The organism is Streptomyces melanosporofaciens (genome assembly GCF_900105695.1).
Classification (GTDB): domain Bacteria; phylum Actinomycetota; class Actinomycetes; order Streptomycetales; family Streptomycetaceae; genus Streptomyces; species Streptomyces antimycoticus.
In genome coordinates, this window is the sequence record NZ_FNST01000002.1 from 9373491 (window position 1) to 9394912 (window position 21422).

1 protein-coding gene and 3 pseudogenes are annotated in these 21422 nt (G+C 70.9%); all 4 read left to right on the forward strand.

Annotated features, from left to right (window positions below):
- Nucleotides 1-34: 34 nt before the first annotated feature.
- Nucleotides 35-4081, forward strand: coding sequence for a type I polyketide synthase (locus BLV72_RS48470; protein WP_093469250.1), 4047 nt, complete (start codon nucleotides 35-37; stop codon nucleotides 4079-4081).
- A gap of 149 nt (nucleotides 4082-4230) precedes the next feature.
- A pseudogene (locus BLV72_RS52300) lies at nucleotides 4231-4640 on the forward strand (KR domain-containing protein); the annotation flags it as partial.
- Between the two features lie 387 nt (nucleotides 4641-5027).
- A pseudogene (locus BLV72_RS49065) lies at nucleotides 5028-15911 on the forward strand (SDR family NAD(P)-dependent oxidoreductase); the annotation flags it as partial.
- A gap of 192 nt (nucleotides 15912-16103) precedes the next feature.
- Nucleotides 16104-21406, forward strand: a pseudogene (locus BLV72_RS52305) (type I polyketide synthase); the annotation flags it as partial.
- Nucleotides 21407-21422 lie beyond the last annotated feature (16 nt).

A 21422-nucleotide genomic window follows, 5' to 3' on the forward strand; every position in this document is an offset into this window, starting at 1 on the left:
AGTGAGTCCAGCACCGCGTTGAGAGGGCCGTCCTGTGGAGAATGAAGAGAAACTTCGTCATTACCTCAAAGAGGTCACGAAGGATCTGCGACAGACCCGCCAGCGCCTGCAGGACATCGAGGCGAAGAGCCACGAGCCCATTGCGATCATCGGCATGAGCTGCCGTTTCCCCGGTGGCATCGCAACGCCGGAGGCGTTGTGGGACCTGGTGCGCGACGGTGGCGACGCGGTGTCGGAATTCCCGGTCGACCGTGGCTGGGACACCGAGGGTCTCTACGACCCCGAGGGCGGGGCCGGGAAGTCGATCACCCGCTACGGCGGATTCCTCCACGGCATCGCCGATTTCGACGCGGGGCTTTTCGGGATATCCCCCCGAGAGGCCATCGCGATGGACCCGCAGCAGCGGCTGATGCTGGAGACCTCCTGGGAGGCGTTCGAGCGGGCCGGCGTCAACCGTGACGCCGTGCGAGGCAGTCTGACCGGGGTGTTCATCGGTACCAACGGCCAGGACTACGCGACGCTGCTCAGCGCGGCGCGGGACGATGTGCAAGGCCACCTCGGCACCGGCAGCGCGGCCAGCGTCCTCTCGGGACGGGTGGCCTACGCCTTCGGTCTCGAAGGGCCCACGGTCACCGTGGACACCGCGTGCTCCTCCTCTCTGATCGCCCTGCATCTGGCCGTCCGGGCGCTGCGCAACGGGGAGTGCGAGCTGGCGCTGGCGGGCGGCGTCACGGTGATGACGACGACCAACACCTTCGTCGAGCTGTCCAAACAGGGCGGGCTGGCGCCGGACGGCCGGTCCAAGGCGTTCGCGGCGGGCGCGGACGGCACCGGCTGGGGCGAGGGCGCCGGGATGCTGCTGGTGGAGCGGCTGTCCGACGCCGAACGGCACGGACACCCGGTGCTGGCGGTGGTGCGTGGCACCGCCGCCAACCAGGACGGCGCGTCGAACGGGCTGACCGCGCCCAACGGGCCCTCCCAGCGCCGGGTCATCCGCGCGGCACTGTCCGACGCCCAGCTGTCCACGGGCGATGTCGACGTGGTGGAGGCGCACGGCACCGGCACCAGGCTCGGGGACCCGATCGAGGCACAGGCCCTGCTGGACACCTACGGTCAGGATCGGGACCAGCCGTTGTGGCTCGGATCGGTCAAGTCGAACCTGGGCCACACCCAGGCCGCCGCGGGTGTCGCCGGGGTCATCAAGATGGTGCTCGCCATGCGGCACGGTGTGCTGCCGCGCACCCTGCACGTGGACGAGCCGACCCCGCATGTGGACTGGTCCGCAGGAGCGGTGCGCGTGCTCACGGAGCGCACTGCCTGGCCGGAGAACGACCGGCCGCGCAGGGCGGGAGTCTCCGCCTTCGGCGTGAGTGGCACCAACGCCCACGCGATCCTGGAGCAGGCACCGGAGGCCGTGCACACCGATCCGCCTCGGACCGAACCGGTGGCGGTGCCCTGGGTGCTCTCGGGCCAGGGCGAGAGCGGTCTGCGCGCGTTCGCGGCCCGGCTCGCCACCGTGGCGACCGAAGCGGACCCCAGCGACCTCGGATGGACCCTTGCCACCACCCGCTCGGCGCTGTCGCACCGCGCGGTGGTGATCGGAGCCACCCCGCAGGAACTGCTGAACGGCCTTGCCGCGGTGGCCGCCGGAGAGCCGGCCCCGAACGCGGTGGAGGGAGTGGCCGGTCCCGACACCGGCGTGGTGTTCGTCTTTCCGGGACAGGGCTCGCAGTGGGCCGGAATGGCCGTGGAACTGCTGGACTCCTCCCCGGCCTTCGCCCGCCGGTTCGCCCAGTGCGCCCGTGCACTGGAGACGCATCTCGACTGGTCCATCGAGGACGTGGTGCGATCCGCGCCCGGTGCGCCCTCGCTCGACCTCATCGAGGTCGTCCAGCCCGTTCTGTTCACCGTGATGGTGTCCCTCGCCGAGCTGTGGGCTTCCTACGGGATCACTCCCTCCGCCGTGGTCGGCCACTCCCAGGGCGAGATCGCCGCCGCCTGTGTGGCCGGGGCGCTGTCGCTGGAGGACGCGGCCAAGGTCGTGGTGTTGCGCAGCCGCCTGTTCGCCGAAACGCTGGTGGGCAACGGCGCGATCGCCTCGGTCGCCCTGCCGGCGGAGCAACTGGCCACCCGGATCGAGCCGTGGGGCGAACGCCTCGCGGTGGCCGGGGTGAACGGGCCCGCGGCGGCCACGGTGGCCGGCGACCCGCACAGTCTCCAGGAGTTCGTGGCCGCATGTGAGGCGGACGGCGTACGCGCCCGCGTCGTGCCCGCCACCGTGGCCTCCCACGGCCCTCAGGTGGAACCGCTGCGCGAACGGCTGCTCACCCTGCTGGCCGACGTGGCGCCCCGCCAGTCCACGGTTCCGTTCTACTCCACGGTGACCGGCGGACTCCTGGACACCACCGAACTCGACGCGGACTACTGGTTCTGGAACGCCCGCAAGCCCATCGACTTCCTGGGCGCTCTCCAGGCCCTGTTCTCCGACGGCCACCGCGTCTTCGTGGAATCGAGCACCCACCCCGCCCTGACCATGGGCATCCAGGACACGGCGGACGCCTCCGGCGAGGCCGTGGTGGTCACCGGCTCGCTGCGCCGTGGCCAGGGCGGGCTCGCCCAGTTCTTCTCGGCCATGGCGCGGCTGCATGTGCAGGGCGTACGGGTGGACTGGCCCGCGGCCTTCGGCGAGGCGCGACGGGTGGAACTGCCGACCTACCCGTTCCAGCGGGAGCGTTACTGGCTGACACCGCGGCCCGGCCACGGTGACGCCTCCGCGCTGGGACTGGGCGCGCTCGACCACCCCCTCCTCGGGGCCACGGTCGCACTGCCCGAGTCCGGCGGCTGCCTGCTGACCGGTCGGCTGTCCCTGGCCAGCCACTCCTGGCTGGCTGATCATGCCCTCTCCGGTGTGGTGCTGCTGCCGGGGACGGGGTTTGTGGAGTTGGTGTTGCAGGCGGGGTTGCGGTTGGGGTGTGGGGTGGTTGAGGAGTTGACGTTGGAGGGGCCGTTGGTGCTTCCGGAGCGGGGTGAGGTGGAGGTTCAGGTTTCGGTGGGTGGTGCTGGTGAGGGGGGTCGCCGTTCGGTGTCGGTGTTTTCGTGTCGGGAGGGTGAGTGGGTTCGGCATGCGGTGGGTGTGGTGGGGGTGGCGGATGGTGAGGTGTCGGTTGTGGAGGTGTGGCCGCCGGTGGGTGCGGAGCGGGTTGGGGTGGAGGGGGTTTATGGGGCGTTGGCGGAGCGGGGGTATGCGTATGGGCCGGTGTTCCAGGGGCTGCGGGATGCCTGGCGGCGGGGAGACGAGGTCTTCGTCGAGGTGGCCGTCCCTCAGGAGGCTCGGGGGGACGCGGCCCGGTGCGCGGTCCATCCCGCGCTGCTCGACGCCGCGCTCCACGGGGTGCGATTCGGCGACTTCGTCACCGACGACGACCAGGCTTATGTGCCGTTCTCCTGGAGTGGCGTCACGTTGCACGCGGTCGGTGCGACGGTCCTGCGCGTCACCCTGACCCCGGCCGGCCGCGACGCGATCGCCCTTCGGGCCACGGACGTCACCGGTGCGCCCGTCCTGTCGGCACGCTCCCTGGCCCTGCGGCCAGTCTCCGCTCAGCAGCTGCACGACGGGCGGGGGAACGGGACCGATGCGTTGTATCGGGTGGAGTGGGTGGATGTGGGTGTGTGTGGGGTGGGGTCGTTTGTGGAGTGGGGTGAGGTTGTTGTGGGTGGGGTGGTGCCGGGGTGTGTGGTGTTGTCGGGGGTTGATGTGGTGGGTGTGTTGGAGGTTTTGCGGTTGTGGGTGGGGGATGAGCGGTTTGGGGGTTCGCGGTTGGTGGTGGTGACGCGGGGTGCGGTGTCGGTGGGTGGTGAGGGTGTGGAGGATGTGGGTGGTGGTGCGGTGTGGGGGTTGGTGCGGTCGGCGCAGTCGGAGCATCCGGGGCGGTTTGTGCTGGTGGATGTGGGTGTTGATGAGGGTGTGGAGGGGGTTGGGGTTGGTGGTGTTGGGGGTGTGGTTCCGGATGTGGTGGGGCTGGGGGAGTCGGAGGTTGCGGTGCGTGGGGTCGGGTGTGGGTGCCGCGGTTGGTGGGTGTGAGTGTGGGTGGTGGTGGTGCGGCTGGTGGTGTGGTTTCGGGTGTGGGTGGTGGTGGTGCGGCTGGTGGTGTGGTTTCGGGTGTGGGTGGTGGTGTGGCGTTGGTGACGGGTGGTACGGGGTTGTTGGGTGGTGTGGTGGCGCGTCATTTGGTGTCGGTGTATGGGGTGGGTGAGGTGGTGTTGGTGAGTCGTCGGGGTTGGGGTGCGCCGGGTGTTGGGGGTTTGGTTGGGGAGTTGGAGGGGTTGGGTGCGCGGGTGCGGGTGGTGGCGTGTGATGTGGGGGATCGGGGTGCGGTGGTGGATTTGGTGGGGTCGATTGAGGGTTTGCGGGTGGTGGTGCATGCGGCGGGTGTGGTGGATGACGGTGTGGTTGGTTCTTTGGATGGGGAGCGGTTGGTTGGGGTGTTGGGGCCGAAGGCGTTGGGGCTTGGTATTTGCATGAGGTGACGTGTGGGTTGGATCTGTCGGCGTTTGTGTTGTTCTCGTCGGCGGCGGGTGTGTTGGGGAATGCGGGTCAGGGGAGTTATGCGGCGGCGAATGGGTTTTTGGATGCGTTGGCCGCGCATCGGCGGGCGCGAGGGCTGCCGGGGGTGTCCATCGCTTGGGGGTTCTGGGAGGAACGCAGCGAGCAGACCGAACACCTGTCGGTCGACGATCTGGCACGTTCCCACGCGGTGCCGATGCCCACCTCTCAGGCACTGGAACTGTTCGACGCCGCGCTCGCCGCCGATGAGGCGATGGTGCTGGCCGCACCGCTGGACCCGCAGGCATGGGCAGGTGTCGACAACCTGCCCGCCGTCCTGCGCGACCTGGTCCGCCCCCAAATCCGGCGCGCTGCCCAGGCGGTCGACGCTCCTGACTCGGCGTCCGCGCTCGGACACCGGCTGGCCGCCGTGGACCGCGCCGAGTGGGATCAGGCCGTACTCGACCTCGTGCGCAATCACATCGCGGCGGTGCTGCGCCACGCGTCCACGGAATCGGTCGACACCGCGCGGACCTTCCAGGAAATCGGCTTCGACTCGCTGACCGCGGTGGAACTGCGCAACCGGATCAGCGCGGCCACCGGCGTACGGCTACCCGCCACCGCCGTCTTCGACTATCCGACACCGCGTGCGCTCGCCGAGCACCTGCTGGCCGAAGTCCTCGGCACGGACAGCGGCGCCGTCGCCACGCCGACCGGGGGTTCCCTTGTCGCCGACGATCCGATCGTGATCGTCGGAATGAGCTGCCGCTACCCCGGTGGGATCACCTCACCGGAAGCGCTGTGGGACCTGGTGCGCTCGGGCGGCGACGCGATATCGGTCCTGCCGACCGACCGCGGCTGGGACCTGGACGGTCTCTACGATCCGGACCCGGATCGCCCCGGCACGTCGTATGCCCGCAGCGGTGGATTCGTCTACGACGCGGCCGAGTTCGACGCCGGGTTCTTCGGCATCTCGCCGCGCGAGGCCGCGGCCATGGACCCGCAGCAGCGGCTGCTCCTGGAGACATCATGGGAGGTGTTCGAGCGCGCGGGTATCCCCGCCACCTCCGTCAAGGGCGAGCGCATCGGTGTGTTCACCGGCGTGATGCACCACGACTACCTCACCCGCCTGTCGACCACTCCGGACGGCGTCGAGGGATATCTGGGCACGGGCGCGGCGGCCGGCGTCGCCTCGGGCCGAGTGGCCTACACCTTCGGCTTGGAAGGCCCGGCGGTCACCGTGGACACGGCCTGCTCGTCGTCGCTGGTGGCACTACACCTCGCCATACAGGCGCTGCGCCTCGGTGAGTGCTCGCTCGCGCTGGCCGGTGGTGTGACGGTGATGTCCACCCCCACCGTCTTCGTGGAATTCTCCCGTCAGCGCGGGCTCGCACCGGACGGCACCTGCAAGGCGTTCGCGGGAGCGGCGGACGGCACCGGCTTCGCAGAAGGCATTGGCATGCTCCTGGTGGAGCGGCTGTCGGACGCCCGGCGCCATGGGCATCCGATCCTTGCGGTGGTGCGGGGTTCGGCGGTGAACCAGGACGGTGCGTCGAATGGGCTGACGGCGCCGAATGGTCCGTCGCAGCAGCGGGTGATCCGGCAGGCGCTGGCCAGCGCCGGACTCGCCACCCAGGACGTCGATGCGGTGGAGGCGCACGGTACCGGTACGACACTGGGTGATCCCATCGAGGCGCAGGCTTTGTTGGCCACTTACGGTCAGGATCGGGATTCGGAGCGGCCGCTGCTGCTGGGGTCGATCAAGTCGAACATTGGTCATACGCAGGCGGCGGCGGGTGTGGCCGGTGTGATCAAGATGGTGATGGCGATGCGCCACGGTGTGCTGCCGCAGAGCCTCCACATCGATGAGCCCACCCCCCATGTGGACTGGTCCACCGGCGCGGTGCGGCTCCTGGGCGAACAGACGGCGTGGCCGGAGGCCGGGCGGCCCCGCCGCGCCGGAGTGTCGTCGTTCGGCATCAGCGGAACGAACGCACACCTGATCATCGAGCAGGCGCCGATGCCGACGGCCGCGGAGGCGCCCGACGACGCCGAACCAGGCGCGGCGGTCCCGTGGATCATCTCGGGCCGGGACCGGCGCGCCATTCGCGCACAGGCCGAACGACTGCGCACCCACCTGATGAGCCACCCTGACGGGAGCGTGGCGGACATCGGTTTTTCGCTGTTCACCAGCCGCGCGGTGCTGGAACATCGAGCGGTGGTGCTCGGCGGCGATCACACCGCACTGCTGGCCGGGCTGACGGCCCTGGCACACGACGAACCGGCACCGGGCGTGGTGGAGGCAGCGGACGCGGCCGAGCCGGGACGCTCGGTGGTGTTCGTCTTCCCGGGTCAGGGATCGCAGTGGGCCGGGATGGCCCTGGAGTTGATGGAGTCCTCGCCGGTGTTCGCGCGGCGGATGGGCGAGTGCGCCGATGCTCTGGCTCCGTTGGTGGAGTGGTCGCTGTCGGATGTGCTGGCGGATGAACGAGCGCTGGCTCGCGTCGATGTGGTGCAGCCGGTGTTGTGGGCGGTGATGGTGTCCCTGGCGGAGCTGTGGCGTTCGTATGGTGTGGTGCCGTCGGCGGTGGTGGGTCATTCGCAGGGCGAGATCGCGGCGGCGTGTGTGGCGGGCGGCCTGTCCTTGGCCGATGGCGCGCGGGTGGTGGTGTTGCGCAGCAAGGCGCTGCTCGCCTTGTCGGGTCGGGGCGCAATGGTGTCCGTCCCGGTGCCCGCCGACCGGCTCCGTGACCGTCCCGGATTGTCGGTGGCGGCGGTGAATGGTCCGGCGTCGACGGTGGTGTCCGGTGCGGTCGACGTGCTGGACGCGGTGCTGGCGGAGTTCCCCGAGGCCAAGCGGATCCCGGTGGACTACGCCTCCCACTCGCCCCAGATCGACGGGATCCGTGATGAACTGCTGAAGGTCCTGGCGTCCATCGAGCCGCGCACGGGAACGACCCCCTTCCACTCAACGGTGACCGGGCGGCCCATCGACACCGCGCAACTGGACGCGGACTACTGGTATCGCAATCTGCGCGAGACCGTGGAGCTCGAGCAGGTCACCCGTACGGCGCTGGAGGGCGGCCACCACACCTTCATCGAAATCAGCCCCCACCCGGTCCTGACCACGGGCCTGCGCGAAACGCTCGACGACGCGGGCGCGGACGGCGGACTCGTCCTGGCCTCACTGCGCCGGGACGACGGTGGCCTCGTCCGCTTCCTCGGCGCGTTGGCCGAGGCGTACGCACATGGCGTCGAGGTCGACTGGCTGCCGCTGTTCCGCGGCGCCCGCCGGGTGGACCTGCCGACGTACGCCTTCCAGCGGGAGCGCTACTGGCTGGACGCCACGCCGCCCGAGACCTCCGCCGGCACGGTCGACACGGACTTCTGGGACACCGTCGAGCGTGAGGACCTCGAGTCGCTCGCCGGGGCGCTGCGCGTCGACGGGCAGTCGCTGCGCGAAGTGGTGCCCGCCCTGTCCCAGTGGCGGCGCGAACGCCGTGATGTCTCCACCATCGACTCATGGCGGTACAAGGTCCGCTGGAAGCCGCTCACCGCACCCGCCACGTCGCCGGCCGGCACCTGGCTGGTCGTGGTCTCCCATGCGGAGGCCGAGCACGAGTGGGTCGCCGGGGTGGCCGGTGCGCTGACCCGGCACGGTGCCGAGCCCCTCATGGTCGTTCTCGGCGAGCCCGAACTGGACCGTGCCGCGCTGGCCGACCGGCTGGGCGCCGTCCTGGCCGACACCCCCCGGATCAGCGGTGTGGTGTCGCTGACCGCGCTGGACGAGAGCCCGCACCCCGCGTACCCCTCGGTCCCCCAGGGATACGCGATGACGCTGTTGCTTTCGCAGGCGCTCGGAGACGCCGGTATGGAAGCGCCGATGTGGTGCCTCACCCAGCGTGGCGTCTCGCTCGGCTACGGCGACGGCGTCGGTGGCGATGCCCAGAGCGGTGCCAATAGCGGTGCCCAAAGCGATGCCAAAACTGGTGGCGAAGGCAGTGGCGAAGGCGACCAGGCCGTCCGCCGAAAGCAGGCTCTGGCCTGGGGCCTCGGCAAGGTGATCGCCCTGGAACAGCCGCTGCGCTGGGGTGGTTTGATCGATCTGCCGGAGGGTGTGGACCCGCGCACCCAGGACTACCTGGCCGGTGTGCTGGCCGGCACCTCGGGCGAGGATCAGGTGGCGATACGCCCGAGTGGGCTCTTCGGCCGGAGGCTGGCGCATGCGCCGGCCCGTGAGCGCGGCGGGTCCTGGCAACCTCGCGGCACCGTACTGGTCACCGGCGGCACCGGAGCGTTGGGCGGCCATGTCGCCCGGTGGCTGGCCGGCCGGGGTGCCGAACATGTGGTGCTGACCAGCCGCCGGGGCATGGCCGCGCCGGGCGCCGAGCGGCTGGCCGGAGAACTGGAGGCGCTCGGCGCCCGGGTGACGGTGGCGGCGTGTGACGTCGGGGACCGGGACGCCCTGGCCGAGCTGCTGGCCGAGGTCGGACCGCTGACCGCGGTGGTGCACACCGCGGCGGTGCTCGATGACGGCACCCTGAACTCGCTCACCACCGAGCAACTGCATCGAGTGCTGCGCGTCAAGACCGACGGCGCGGTGCATCTGCACGAGCTGACCCGGGACATGGACCTGTCCGCCTTCGTCCTCTTCTCCTCGCTGTCGGGCACACTGGGCGCACCCGGACAGGGCAACTACGCACCCGGCCATGTCTTCGTGGACACGCTGGCCGAGCAGCGCCGGGCCGAGGGCCTGGTCGCCACCTCCATCGCCTGGGGTCTGTGGGCCGGCGACGGCATGGGCGAGGGCGGGGTGGGCGAGGTGGCCCGCCGCCACGGCGTACCGGAGATGGCGCCGGAGATGGCGGTCGCGGCCATGGCACGCGCCGTCGAGCAGGACGACACCGTCGTCACGGTCGCCGAGATCGACTGGGACCGGCACTATGTCGCCTTCACCGCGACCCGCCCCAGCCCGCTGCTGTCCGAACTCCCCGAGGTGCGGGCGCTGATCGACGCCGGAGTCGGTCAGGAGAGCGCCGAGCCGGGCCACGAGCGCTCGGAATTCGCCGAGCGGATCGCCGGGATGGCCGATGCCGACCGGGATCGCGCGGTGCTGGACCTGGTCCGGCGCCATGTCGCGGTCGTGCTCGGGCACACCGGCCCGGACGCGATCGACCCCGGCCGGGCCTTCCAGGAGAGCGGCTTCGACTCGGTCACCGCGGTCGAACTGCGCAACCGGCTCAACCGGGCCACCGGCCTGCGGCTGCCGGCCACCCTGACGTACGACCAGCCCACCCCGCTGGCGATGGCGGAGTACCTCCGCGGCGAACTGCTGCACGGTGGCCAGGACCGCTCGGCCCCGGCCCTCCCGGTCCAGGCGATGGGCGCGGTGGACGACGAGCCCATCGCGATCGTGGGGATGAGCTGCCGCTTCCCGGGGGACGTGATGTCTCCCGAGGATCTGTGGCGGCTGCTCGCCGACGGCTCCGACGCCATCGGCCCGTTCCCCGAGAACCGGGGCTGGGACACCGCGAACCTGTTCCACCCGGATCCCGACCACCGGGGCACCTCCTCCACCCGAGCGGCCGCGTTCGTCGCCGGAGCCGGTGAGTTCGACGCCGGATTCTTCGGGATCTCCCCGCGTGAAGCGGTGGCGATGGACCCGCAACAGCGGCTGCTGCTCGAGGTGTCGTGGGAGGCGCTGGAGCGGGCCGGTATCGATCCCACGACGCTGCGGGGCAGCGAGACCGGTGTGTTCACGGGGACGAATGGCCAGGACTACGCGGCCTTGCTGAAGGCGGACGAGACGGGAGACTTCGAGGGCCGGGTGGGCACGGGCAACTCGGCATCGGTCATGTCCGGCCGGGTCTCCTACGTCCTCGGTCTCGAAGGCCCCGCGCTGACCGTGGACACGGCGTGTTCGTCGTCACTGGTGGCCCTGCACCTGGCGGTACGGGCCCTGCGGTCCGGCGAGTGCTCGCTGGCCCTGGCGGGTGGCGCGAGCGTCATGACGACCGCCGGTATCTTCGTGGAGTTCTCCCGCCAGCGCGCACTGGCGGCCGATGGACGCTGTAAGGCGTTCGCTGCGGCCGCGGACGGCACCGGCTGGGGCGAGGGTGCCGGGATGCTGGTGGTGGAGCGGCTGTCCGATGCCGAGCGCCATGGGCATCCGATCCTTGCGGTGGTGCGGGGTTCGGCGGTGAACCAGGACGGTGCGTCGAATGGTTTGACGGCGCCGAATGGTCCGTCGCAGCAGCGGGTGATTCGGCAGGCGTTGGCGAATGCCCGTTTGTCGGCGGTGGATGTGGACGCGGTGGAGGCGCACGGTACGGGGACGACACTGGGTGATCCGATCGAGGCGCAGGCCCTGTTGGCCACCTATGGTCAGGATCGGGATCCGGAGCGGCCGCTGCTGCTGGGGTCGATCAAGTCGAACATTGGTCATACGCAGGCGGCGGCGGGTGTGGCCGGTGTGATCAAGATGGTGATGGCGATGCGCCACGGTGTGCTGCCGCAGAGCCTCCACATCGATGAGCCGACACCCCATGTGGACTGGTCCACCGGCGCGGTGCGGCTCCTGAGCGCGCGGGCTGCGTGGCCGGAGACCACACGGCCCCGCCGCGCCGGAGTGTCGGCCTTCGGAGTGAGTGGCACCAACGCGCATGTGATTGTGGAGCAGGCTCCCGAACCGGTCGCCGAACCCGAGCTCTCGCCGGAACGCGACGGATCGGGGGTCGTGCCGTGGGTGGTGTCGGGTGCCGGCGAATCCGGTGTCCGCGCACAAGCCGAGCGCCTCATGGCCTTTGTCGGCGACCGGCCGGACCTGCGTCCGGTGGATGTCGGCTGGTCGCTGGCGTCGACCCGCGCGGCTCTGCCACACCGTGCCGTGGTCGTCGGAGCTGACCGCGATGACCTCCTCCGTGAGCTGGCGGCCGTGGCCAGTGGCAGCGCCACGATCGGCGAGGCCCGAACGCACTCCGGAGTGGTGTTTGTCTTCCCGGGTCAGGGGTCGCAGTGGGCCGGGATGGCGCTGGAGTTGATGGAGTCCTCGCCGGTGTTCGCGCGGCGGATGGGCGAGTGTGCGGATGCGCTGGCTCCGTTGGTGGAGTGGTCGCTGTCGGATGTGCTGGCGGATGAGGCGGCGCTGGGGCGGGTGGATGTGGTGCAGCCGGTGTTGTGGGCGGTGATGGTGTCCCTGGCCGAGTTGTGGCGTTCGTACGGTGTGGTGCCGTCGGCGGTGGTGGGCCATTCGCAGGGCGAGATCGCGGCGGCGTGTGTGGCAGGCGGTCTGACTTTGGCGGATGGGGCGCGGGTGGTGGTGCTGCGGAGTAAGGCGTTGCTGGCCTTGTCGGGTCGGGGTGGGATGGTGTCCGTCCCCGTATCCGCCGATCGGCTCCGTGACCGCCCCGGGCTGTCGGTGGCGGCGGTGAATGGTCCGGCGTCGACGGTGGTGTCCGGGTCGGTTGAGGTGCTGGATGCGGTGTTGGTGGAGTTTCCGGAGGCCAAGCGGATTCCGGTGGATTACGCCTCGCACTCCCCGCAGGTGGAGGAGATCAGGGAAGAGCTGGCGGACGCTCTGGCGGGTGTGGAGCCGCGCGAGGGGCGGGTGCCGTTCTATTCGACGGTGACCGGGCGGCTGATGGACACCGCGGAGCTGGATGCGGGGTATTGGTACCGGAATCTGCGCGAGACCGTGGAGTTCCAGTCCACGATCGAGGGGCTGCTGGAGCTCGGTCACACGGTGTTCGTCGAGGCCAGTCCGCATCCGGTGCTGACCATCGGCGTCCAGGACACCGCCGACGCCACCGACACCCCCATCATCACCACCGGATCGCTGCGCCGCGACGACGGCGGCCCTGCCCACTTCCTCAGCACCGTCGGCCGGCTGTTCACCGAGGGTGTGCCGGTGGACTGGCAGCCGCTGTTCGCCGAGGCCGGGGCGCGGAGGGTCGATCTCCCGACCTATGCGTTCCAGCATGAGTGGTTCTGGCTGGATCCGGTGCGCGGCGCGACCGATGTCGGGGGCGCGGGCCTAGTCGGTCTCGATCACCCCTTGGTGAGCGCGGTGGTGCCCCTGCCCGAATCCGGCGGCTGTGTGCTGACCGGCTCGCTCTCCACGGCCACTCACTCTTGGCTGCGCGATCACGCCGTGCTGGACAAGGTGCTGCTGCCGGGCACCGCATTCGTGGAACTGGCCGTGCAAGCCGGGCTGCACGTGGACTGCCGCACGCTGGACGAGCTGACCCTGCAGGCGCCGCTCGTGCTGCCCGAGCACGGAGACGTACGAGACGTACAGATCCAGGTGGCCGTCGGCGGGCCGGACGAGAGCGGTCGCCGGTCGGTCACCGTGTACTCCAGGCCGGGCCGGGACCGGGCCTGGATACGGCACGCCACCGGCAGCGTCAGCCCCGGTGGCGACACGGCCACCGTGGACCTGACGGTGTGGCCGCCGGAGGGCGCCACACGGGTCGACCTCACCGATGTCTACGCCGAGATGAGCACCCGCGGTTACGCGTACGGCCCCGTCTTCCAGGGGCTGCGCACGGCATGGCGGCGCGGCGACGAGGTGTTCGCCGAGGTGGCCTTGGACGAGACGGCCGTGAGCGACGCGGGCCGCTTCGGTGTCCATCCCGCCCTGCTGGACGCCGCCCTGCACGGCGCCGGACTGGGCGCGTTCGTGACCGAACCGGGCCGACCGCACCTTCCGTTCGCCTGGACCGGTGTCACCCTGCACGCCGTCGGTGCCACCACCTTGCGGGTCGCGCTGTCACCGGCCGGCCCGGACGCCATCTCGCTCCTGGTCATGGACGGCACGGGGGCACCGGTGCTGTCGGCGGACTCTCTGGTCCTGCGCCCGGTGTCCGAGGGCGGGCTGGGCGATGCCCACGACGATGCGCTGTTCCGGGTGGACTGGACCGAACTCGCCCTGCCCGGCTCGCCCGACGGCTCGGACGAGGAGGACTTCCCCGTCATCGAGTCCGCGGCGCAACTGGCCGAGCCGGCTGCTGCCCAGCCCCAAGCCAGGGCGGTGGTGTTCACGCCTTCCGCCACTGAGGAGGGCCCGGAGGGTGTGTACGCGCTCAGCAGCCGCGTCCTCGAAGTCGCGCAGGCGTGGCTGGCGGACGACCGGTTCGCGGACGCCCGCCTTGTCGTGGTGACGCGCGGCGCGGTCGCGACCATGGCCGGTGAGAATCCGGAGAGCCTCGCCGCCGCCGCGGTCTGGGGCCTCATACGCACCGCGCAGACCGAGAACCCCGGCCGCTTCGTGCTCGTGGACACGGCGGCCGAGGATCCGTCCGCAGGGGCCGCGCTCCCGGCACTGCTCACCACCGACGAACCGCAGGTGGCCATCCGGGCAGGGAAGGCGCTGGTCCCCAGGCTGGTACGGGCCACCTCGCCGGCGTTGCCGATCCCGACGGAAACGGACACCTGGCGGCTGGAGGCCGACGGTGAGGGCACTTTGGAGCATCTGGTCCTCGCGCCCTGTGCGGAGGTGTCCAGGCCCCTGGCCGCGGGCGAGGTCCGGGTGGCCATGCACGCGGCCGGGGTCAACTTCCGTGACGTCCTCCTGGCCTTGGGGATGTACCCGGACAAGGCCGGTCTGCTGGGCAGCGAAGGCGCCGGAACGGTGCTGGAGATCGGCTCCGGAGTGGCCGGACTGGCGCCGGGAGACCGGGTGATGGGTCTGTTCTCCGGGGCCTTCGGGCCGGTGGCGATCACCGATCACCGGCTGGTGGCCCCGATCCCGGCCGGCTGGTCCTTCGCACGGGCCGCCGCCACCCCGATCGCCTTCCTCACCGCGATGTACGCGTTGGTCGACCTGGCCGATGTGCGCGGCGGCGAGTCGGTGCTGGTGCACGCGGCAGCCGGTGGCGTCGGGATGGCGGCAGTGCAGGTGGCTCACTGGCTGGGCGCCGAAGTGTTCGCCACCGCGAGCCCGGCCAAATGGGATGCGGTGCGCGCATACGGTGTCGCCCCGCAGCGGATCGCGTCCTCCCGCTCGACGGAGTTCGCGGAACGCTTCCGCTCGGGCGCACCGGACGGAGTGGATGTCGTACTCAACTCGCTGACCGGCAGACTCCTCGACTCCTCACTCGGACTGCTGCGCCCCGGCGGGCGACTGATCGAGATGGGCAGGACCGACCTCCGGGACGCCGAGGAGGTGCTGGCGCGCCACGGCGTGTCGTACCGGGCCTTTGAACTGCTCGACGCCGGCCCCGACCGGATCCAGCGACTGCTCACCGAACTGCTCTCCCTGTTCCAACAGGGCGTGTTCGCCCCTTTGCCGCTGCGGATCCAGGACGTACGTCAGGCGGATGACGCCTTCCGCCGGCTCTCCCAGGCGCGGCACATCGGCAAGCTGGCCCTCACCATCCCCCGACCGCTCTCCGGCGGAACCGTACTGATCACCGGCGGCACCGGGACGCTGGGCGGGCTGGTGGCTCGCCACCTGGTGCGCGAGCACGGAGTGACGGAGCTGGTGCTGGCCGGTCGTCGCGGACACACCGCTCCCGAGGTGCCGGAGCTGGTCGCCGAGCTGGAGGCCGCCGGGGCGCGCGTGCGCGTGGCCGCATGCGATGTGTCGGACCGGGACGCCACCGCCGCGTTGGTCGACTCGCTACCGAATCTGCGGGGCGTGGTGCACACGGCCGGTGTCCTCGACGACGCCGTGATCGGGTCACTCACCCCCGAGCGGCTGCGGACGGTACTGCGCCCCAAGGCCGACGCCGCATGGCATCTGCATGAACTGACCCGGGACCGGGACCTGGCCGAGTTCGTGTTGTTCTCCTCGGCGGCCGGGGTGCTCGGCGGCCCGGGGCAGGGCAATTACGCGGCGGCCAACACCTTCCTGGACGCGCTGGCCGCACACCGCCGGGCACAGGGACTGCCCGCGACTTCGCTGGCCTGGGGCTTCTGGGAGCAGCGCAGCGGGCTGACCGAACACCTGACCACCGACCGGCTTGCCCGATCCGGCGTCCGCCCGCTGTCCACCGATGAGGGGCTGGCCCTCTTCGACGCCGCCCTGGCGACCGGCGACACGCTGTTGGTGCCGATGCGGTACGAACCGTCCTCACCGGCCGCCGAGCCGGTGCCCGCGCTGCTGCGCGGCCTCGTACGCACTCCACTCGCCCGCGCCCTTCCGGGCCCGGCCGAGACGGTGGGCAACGGTGGGTACGACGGTCTCGCGGGGCTGGCGGAGGACGAACGCCTCGACGCTCTGCTCGACCTGGTCCGCCGGCAGGCGGCGGCCGTGCTCGGCCACGGCGGCCCGGAATCGGTGACCCCGCAGCGGCCGTTCAAGGAACTCGGCTTCGACTCGCTGTCCGCCGTGGAACTGCGCAACAGGCTGCGCACGGCGACCGGACGACGGCTGCAGGCCACCTTGATCTTCGACCATCCCACTCCGGCCGCGCTCGCCCGCCATCTCGATGCCGAGCTGTTCGGCTCCACTGATGGGGCGGTGTCCGTACCGGCACCCGCAGTTGCGCACCCGGCCGACGAGCCGATCGCCATCGTCGGCATGAGCTGTCGGCTGCCCGGCGGTGTGGACTCCCCGGAGTCGCTGTGGCGGCTGTTGGAGAGCGGCGCGGACGCGATATCGGAGCTCCCGACCGACCGCGGCTGGGACCTTGACGCGCTGTACGACCAGGACCGGAGCCGGCCCGGCACGACCTACGCCAGGACCGGCGGCTTCCTCGAAAACGCGGCGGACTTCGACGCGGGATTCTTCACCATCTCCCCCGAGAGGCGCTGGCCGCCGATCCCCAGCAACGTCTGTGGCTCGAGGCGTGCTGGGAAGCCTTCGAACGCGCCGGTATCGATCCCCTCGCCTTGAAGGGCACCCGCACCGGAGTCTTCGCGGGTGCCGCTTCGACGACGTACGGCGCGGGCCAGGCCGCCACTCCGGACGGCTCCGAGGGGTACCTGCTCACCGGGAACTCCACCTCCGTGATCTCCGGCCGCGTGGCCTACACCCTCGGCCTCGAGGGCCCCGCCGTCACCGTGGACACCGCGTGCTCCTCCTCGCTGGTCAGCGTGCACTGGGCCTGCGAGTCCCTGCGCCGTGGCGAAAGCACACTGGCGCTGGCGGGTGGCGTGGCCGTGATGACGACACCGGACCTGCTGGTCGAGTTCTCCCGCCAGCGCGGACTCGCACCGGACGGGCGGTGCAAGGCATTCGCCGCCGCCGCCGACGGCACCGGATTCGCCGAAGGCGCGGGGGTGCTCGTCCTGGAACGGCTGTCCGACGCCGAGCGGAACGGCCACCGGGTGCTGGCGGTGGTGCGGGGCTCCGCCGTCAACCAAGACGGTGCGTCGAATGGGCTGACGGCGCCGAATGGTCCGTCGCAGCAGCGGGTGATCCGGCAGGCGCTGGCGAATGCCCGTCTGTCGGCGGCGGATGTCGATGCGGTCGAGGCACACGGTACGGGGACGACGCTGGGCGATCCGATCGAGGCGCAGGCCCTGTTGGCAACGTACGGTCAGGACCGGGACCCCGAGCGGCCGCTGCTGCTGGGCTCGGTGAAGTCCAACATCGGACACACCCAGGCGGCCGCGGGTGCCGCCGGACTCATCAAGATGGTTCTGGCCCTGCGCAACGGTGTACTGCCACGAACCCTGCACGTCGATGAGCCCTCCCCGCACGTCGACTGGAACGCCGGGGCCATGGAGCTGCTGACCGAGCAGACCATGTGGCCCGACCACCAGGACCCCCCACGCCGCGCCGGGGTGTCCGCGTTCGGAGTGAGCGGCACCAACGCCCATGTGATTCTCGAACAGGCACCGGAGCTCGACGAGAGCGGTGAGCCGGACACCGACCGGGCGGGGCTGCCCGCGGTGCCATGGGTGCTGTCGGGTGCTGGGACGGCCGGGCTACGGGCGCAGGCCCAGCGGCTGGCATCCTTCGTGCGGCAGAACCCCGAGCTCGATCCCGTGGATGTGGGATGGTCCCTGGTCGCGACCCGCGCGACTCTGTCGCACCGGGCGGTCGTCGTGGGCACGGACCGCGCGGAACTGATGCGCGAGCTGGACGCCATCGAGATCGGCGGCGCTGCCCAGCCCGGGCGCGAGGTGGTGTTCGTCTTCCCGGGTCAGGGGTCGCAGTGGGTCGGGATGGCGTCGGAGTTGATGGATTCCTCGCCGGTGTTCGCGCGGCGGATGCGTGAGTGTGCGGATGCGTTGGCTCCGTTGGTGGAGTGGTCGTTGTGGGATGTGTTGGGTGATGAGGTGGCGCTGGGGCGGGTGGATGTGGTGCAGCCGGTGTTGTGGGCGGTGATGGTGTCGTTGGCGGAGTTGTGGTGTTCGTTTGGTGTGGTGCCGTCGGCGGTGGTGGGTCATTCGCAGGGTGAGATTGCGGCGGCGTGTGTGGCGGGTGGTTTGTCGTTGGAGGATGGGGCGCGGGTGGTGGCCTTGCGGAGTAAGGCGTTGCTGGCTCTGTCGGGTCGGGGTGGGATGGTGTCCGTCCCGGTGGCGGCTGATCGGTTGCGGGATCGTCCGGGGTTGTCGGTGGCGGCGGTGAATGGTCCGGCGTCGACGGTGGTGTCCGGGTCGGTTGAGGTGCTGGATGCGGTGTTGGTGGAGTTTGCGGAGGCCAAGCGGATTCCGGTGGATTACGCCTCGCATTCGGTGCAGGTGGAGGAGATCCGGGAAGAGCTGGCGGAGGCGCTGGCGGGTGTGGAGCCGCGCGAGGGGCGGGTGCCGTTTTATTCGACGGTGACCGGGCGGCTGATGGACACCGCGGAGCTGGATGCGGGGTATTGGTACCGGAATCTGCGCGAGACCGTGGAGTTCCAGGGCACGGTTGAGACCCTCATCCGCCAGGGTCACACGGTGTTTGTCGAGGCCAGTCCGCATCCGGTGCTGACCATCGGCGTCCAGGACACCGCCGATGCGACGGGCACCGCCATCGTGGCCACCGGTTCCCTCCGCCGTGACGAGGGAGGCGTGGATCGGTTCCTGACGTCACTGGCCGAGGTGTCCGTCCACGGAGCCGAGGTCAACTGGCAGACGGTCTTCGCCGGCACCGGTGCTCGACACGTCGACTTGCCCACGTATGCCTTCCAGCGTGAGCGGTTCTGGCTGACGCCGTCCACGCGCACCGGCGACGCATCCGGATTGGGTCTGGGAACCGTTGACCATCCGTTGCTGGGCGCGGCGGTGCCGCTTCCGGACGCGGACGGCTGTGTGCTGACCGGTGCGCTGTCGCTGGCTGGGCAGCCCTGGCTGGCCGACCACGCCGTCCTCGGCATGGTGCTTCTTCCGGGCACCGCGTTCGTGGAGCTCGCGCTGCAGGCAGGGGCGCGGTTCGGCTGCGACACACTCGAAGAGCTGACGCTGCATGAGCCGCTCGTCGTGCCCGACCAGGAGACCGTGCAGCTCCAGGTGTCGGTCGGAGGCCCGGACCACCTCGGAAACCGCTCCCTTACGGTGTTCTCCCGCCGCGAGGGCGACTGGACACGGCACGCCGGCGGCACGCTGCGCACGGGCGAGCAGGGCGACCCGTCCGCGAACCTGTCGGCCTGGCCACCGGCCGATGCCCGGCCAGTCGACGTCACCGAGCTGTACTCGGCGATGGCCGAGCGGGGCTATCAGTACGGCCCTGCCTTCCAGGGTCTGCGGGCGGCGTGGATTCGTGACAGCGAGGTGTTCCTGGACGTCGCGTTGCCCGAGCAGCTAGCGGGCGACGCCGCCCGATGCGGCGTGCATCCCGCCTTGCTGGACGCGGCTCTGCAGGGCATCGGCCTGGGCGCCTTCGTGAGCGAGCCGGGTCAGGCCCATCTCCCCTTCTCCTGGAGCGGGGTGACCCTGCACGCGGTGGGTGCGACCACCGTCCGGGTGGCGATCAGCCCGGCGGGTCCGGATACGGTGGCCATCCGGATGGCGGACACCACCGGGGCTCCCGTGCTGTCCATCGACACGCTGGCGATGCGTCCGGTGGCGGAGAGCCGGCTGCTCGAAGTGGCCGGTGGCGGCCGGAGCGATGCGCTGTTCCGGCTGGACTGGAAGGAGCTTCCTCTCCCCACGGGGGCCGTCGGCTCGCAGGCTCTGTCCTGGGCACTGCTGGGTGGCCACGACGATCCGCGGCTGACCGCCGCGCTGACCACGGCCGGTGTGGCGCCACAGCGCCATCGCGACCTCGCCTCCGTCGGCCAGGTGCCGGATGTGCTGGTCCTGCCGTGTCTGCCCGAGGCGGATGACGGTCCGGTCCCGGAAGCGATCTCGTCCGCTCTGCGCCGAGTGCTGGGGGTGGTGCGGGGCTGGCTCGCGGACGCGCGATTCACCGATACCCGCCTGGTGGTGCTCACCCGCCGCGCGGTGGCCACAACCACCGGAGACGACGTGGAGGATCTGGCGGCAGCCTCCGTACGGGGACTCCTGCGCACGGCACAGCAGGAGAACCCCGACCGGCTCGTCGTGATCGACCACGACGATTCGGACCTTGGGGTTCTCCCCGCGGTGCTCGCGACGGGGGCACCCGAAGCGGCCATCCGGACCGGGACGGTACTGGTGCCCAGGCTGGTCAAGGCGCCCGTAGCGGACGGAAAGGCCCCCGCCTGGGACACCGGCACCGTACTGATCACCGGCGGGACGGGGACCCTCGGAGGTCTGGTCGCACGCCACCTGGTGACCGCCCATGGCGCGACTGACCTGGTGTTGGCCAGCCGTGGCGGTGCCACGGCGGCCGGCGCCGCGGACCTCGCCGCCGAACTGGAGGCGCTCGGCGCCCGCATCCGCATCGCCGCCTGTGATGTGGCCGATCGCGCCCAGCTGACCGCGCTGCTCGCCACCATTCCGGCGTTGCGCGCCGTCGTTCACACCGCCGGAGTGCTGGACGACGGCGTCATCGGCTCGATGACCGCCGAACGCATGGAGACCGTCCTCCGGCCGAAGGCGAACGCGGCATGGCACCTGCACGAGCTGACACGTCGGCTGGATCTGGACGCGTTCGTGCTGTTCTCCTCCGCCACCGGAGTACTGGGCAGCGCCGGGCAGGGCAACTATGCCGCGGCCAACGCCTTCCTCGATGCGCTGGCCACCCACCGGCGGGCCCAGGGACTCGCCGCGGTGTCGGTGGCGTGGGGCCTGTGGCAGCAGCGCAGTGGCCTGACCGCACACCTGTCGGAGGAGGACGTGGCCCGGATGGCCCGCACGGGCGCCGTTCCCCTGTCCGACGAGCGTGGTCTCGAGCTGTTCGACGCCGCGTGCCGGAGTGGCGAAGCCACCCTCGTGGCCACCCCGCTGCACCTGCGGGCGGTGGTGGCCAGCGGCGCGGTGCCGCCCGTGCTGAGCGCGCTGGCACCGACCCCGCCGCGCCGGGCCGCCGAGGCCGGTGACGGTGGGGTGGCGCTGCGGCACAGCCTGGCCGAGATGGCGGACGCGGAACGGAGCCAGACCGTACTGGCGCTGGTACGCGGGCAAGTGGCCGCGGTGCTGCGGCACCCGGACGCGTCGGCGATCGATCCGGCGCGGACCTTCCAGGAGATCGGCTTCGACTCGCTGACCGCGGTGGAGCTGCGAAACCGGCTGGGCGCCACCACCGGAATCAGGCTGGCCGCGACCGCGATCTTCGATTATCCGACCCCGGCGGCGCTGGCGGACCACGTGCTCGCCGAGGTTGCGCCGGAGACCGCCGACCCGGTCGCGGCCCGGCTCAGGGAGCTGGACAAGGTCGCCGCCATGATTTCGGTGATGGCGGAGGACGAGACCATGCGCGAGCAGTTGTCCTCGCGGATGGAGACCATCGTTTCGATGTGGGCCGACCTGCACCGTCCGGAGCGGTCGAGCAACGTTGAGGGAGACCTGGAATCGGCCTCGCTCGACGACATGTTCGGAATCATCGACCAGGAACTCGATGGGTCATGAGCAGCGAGAACGTCCG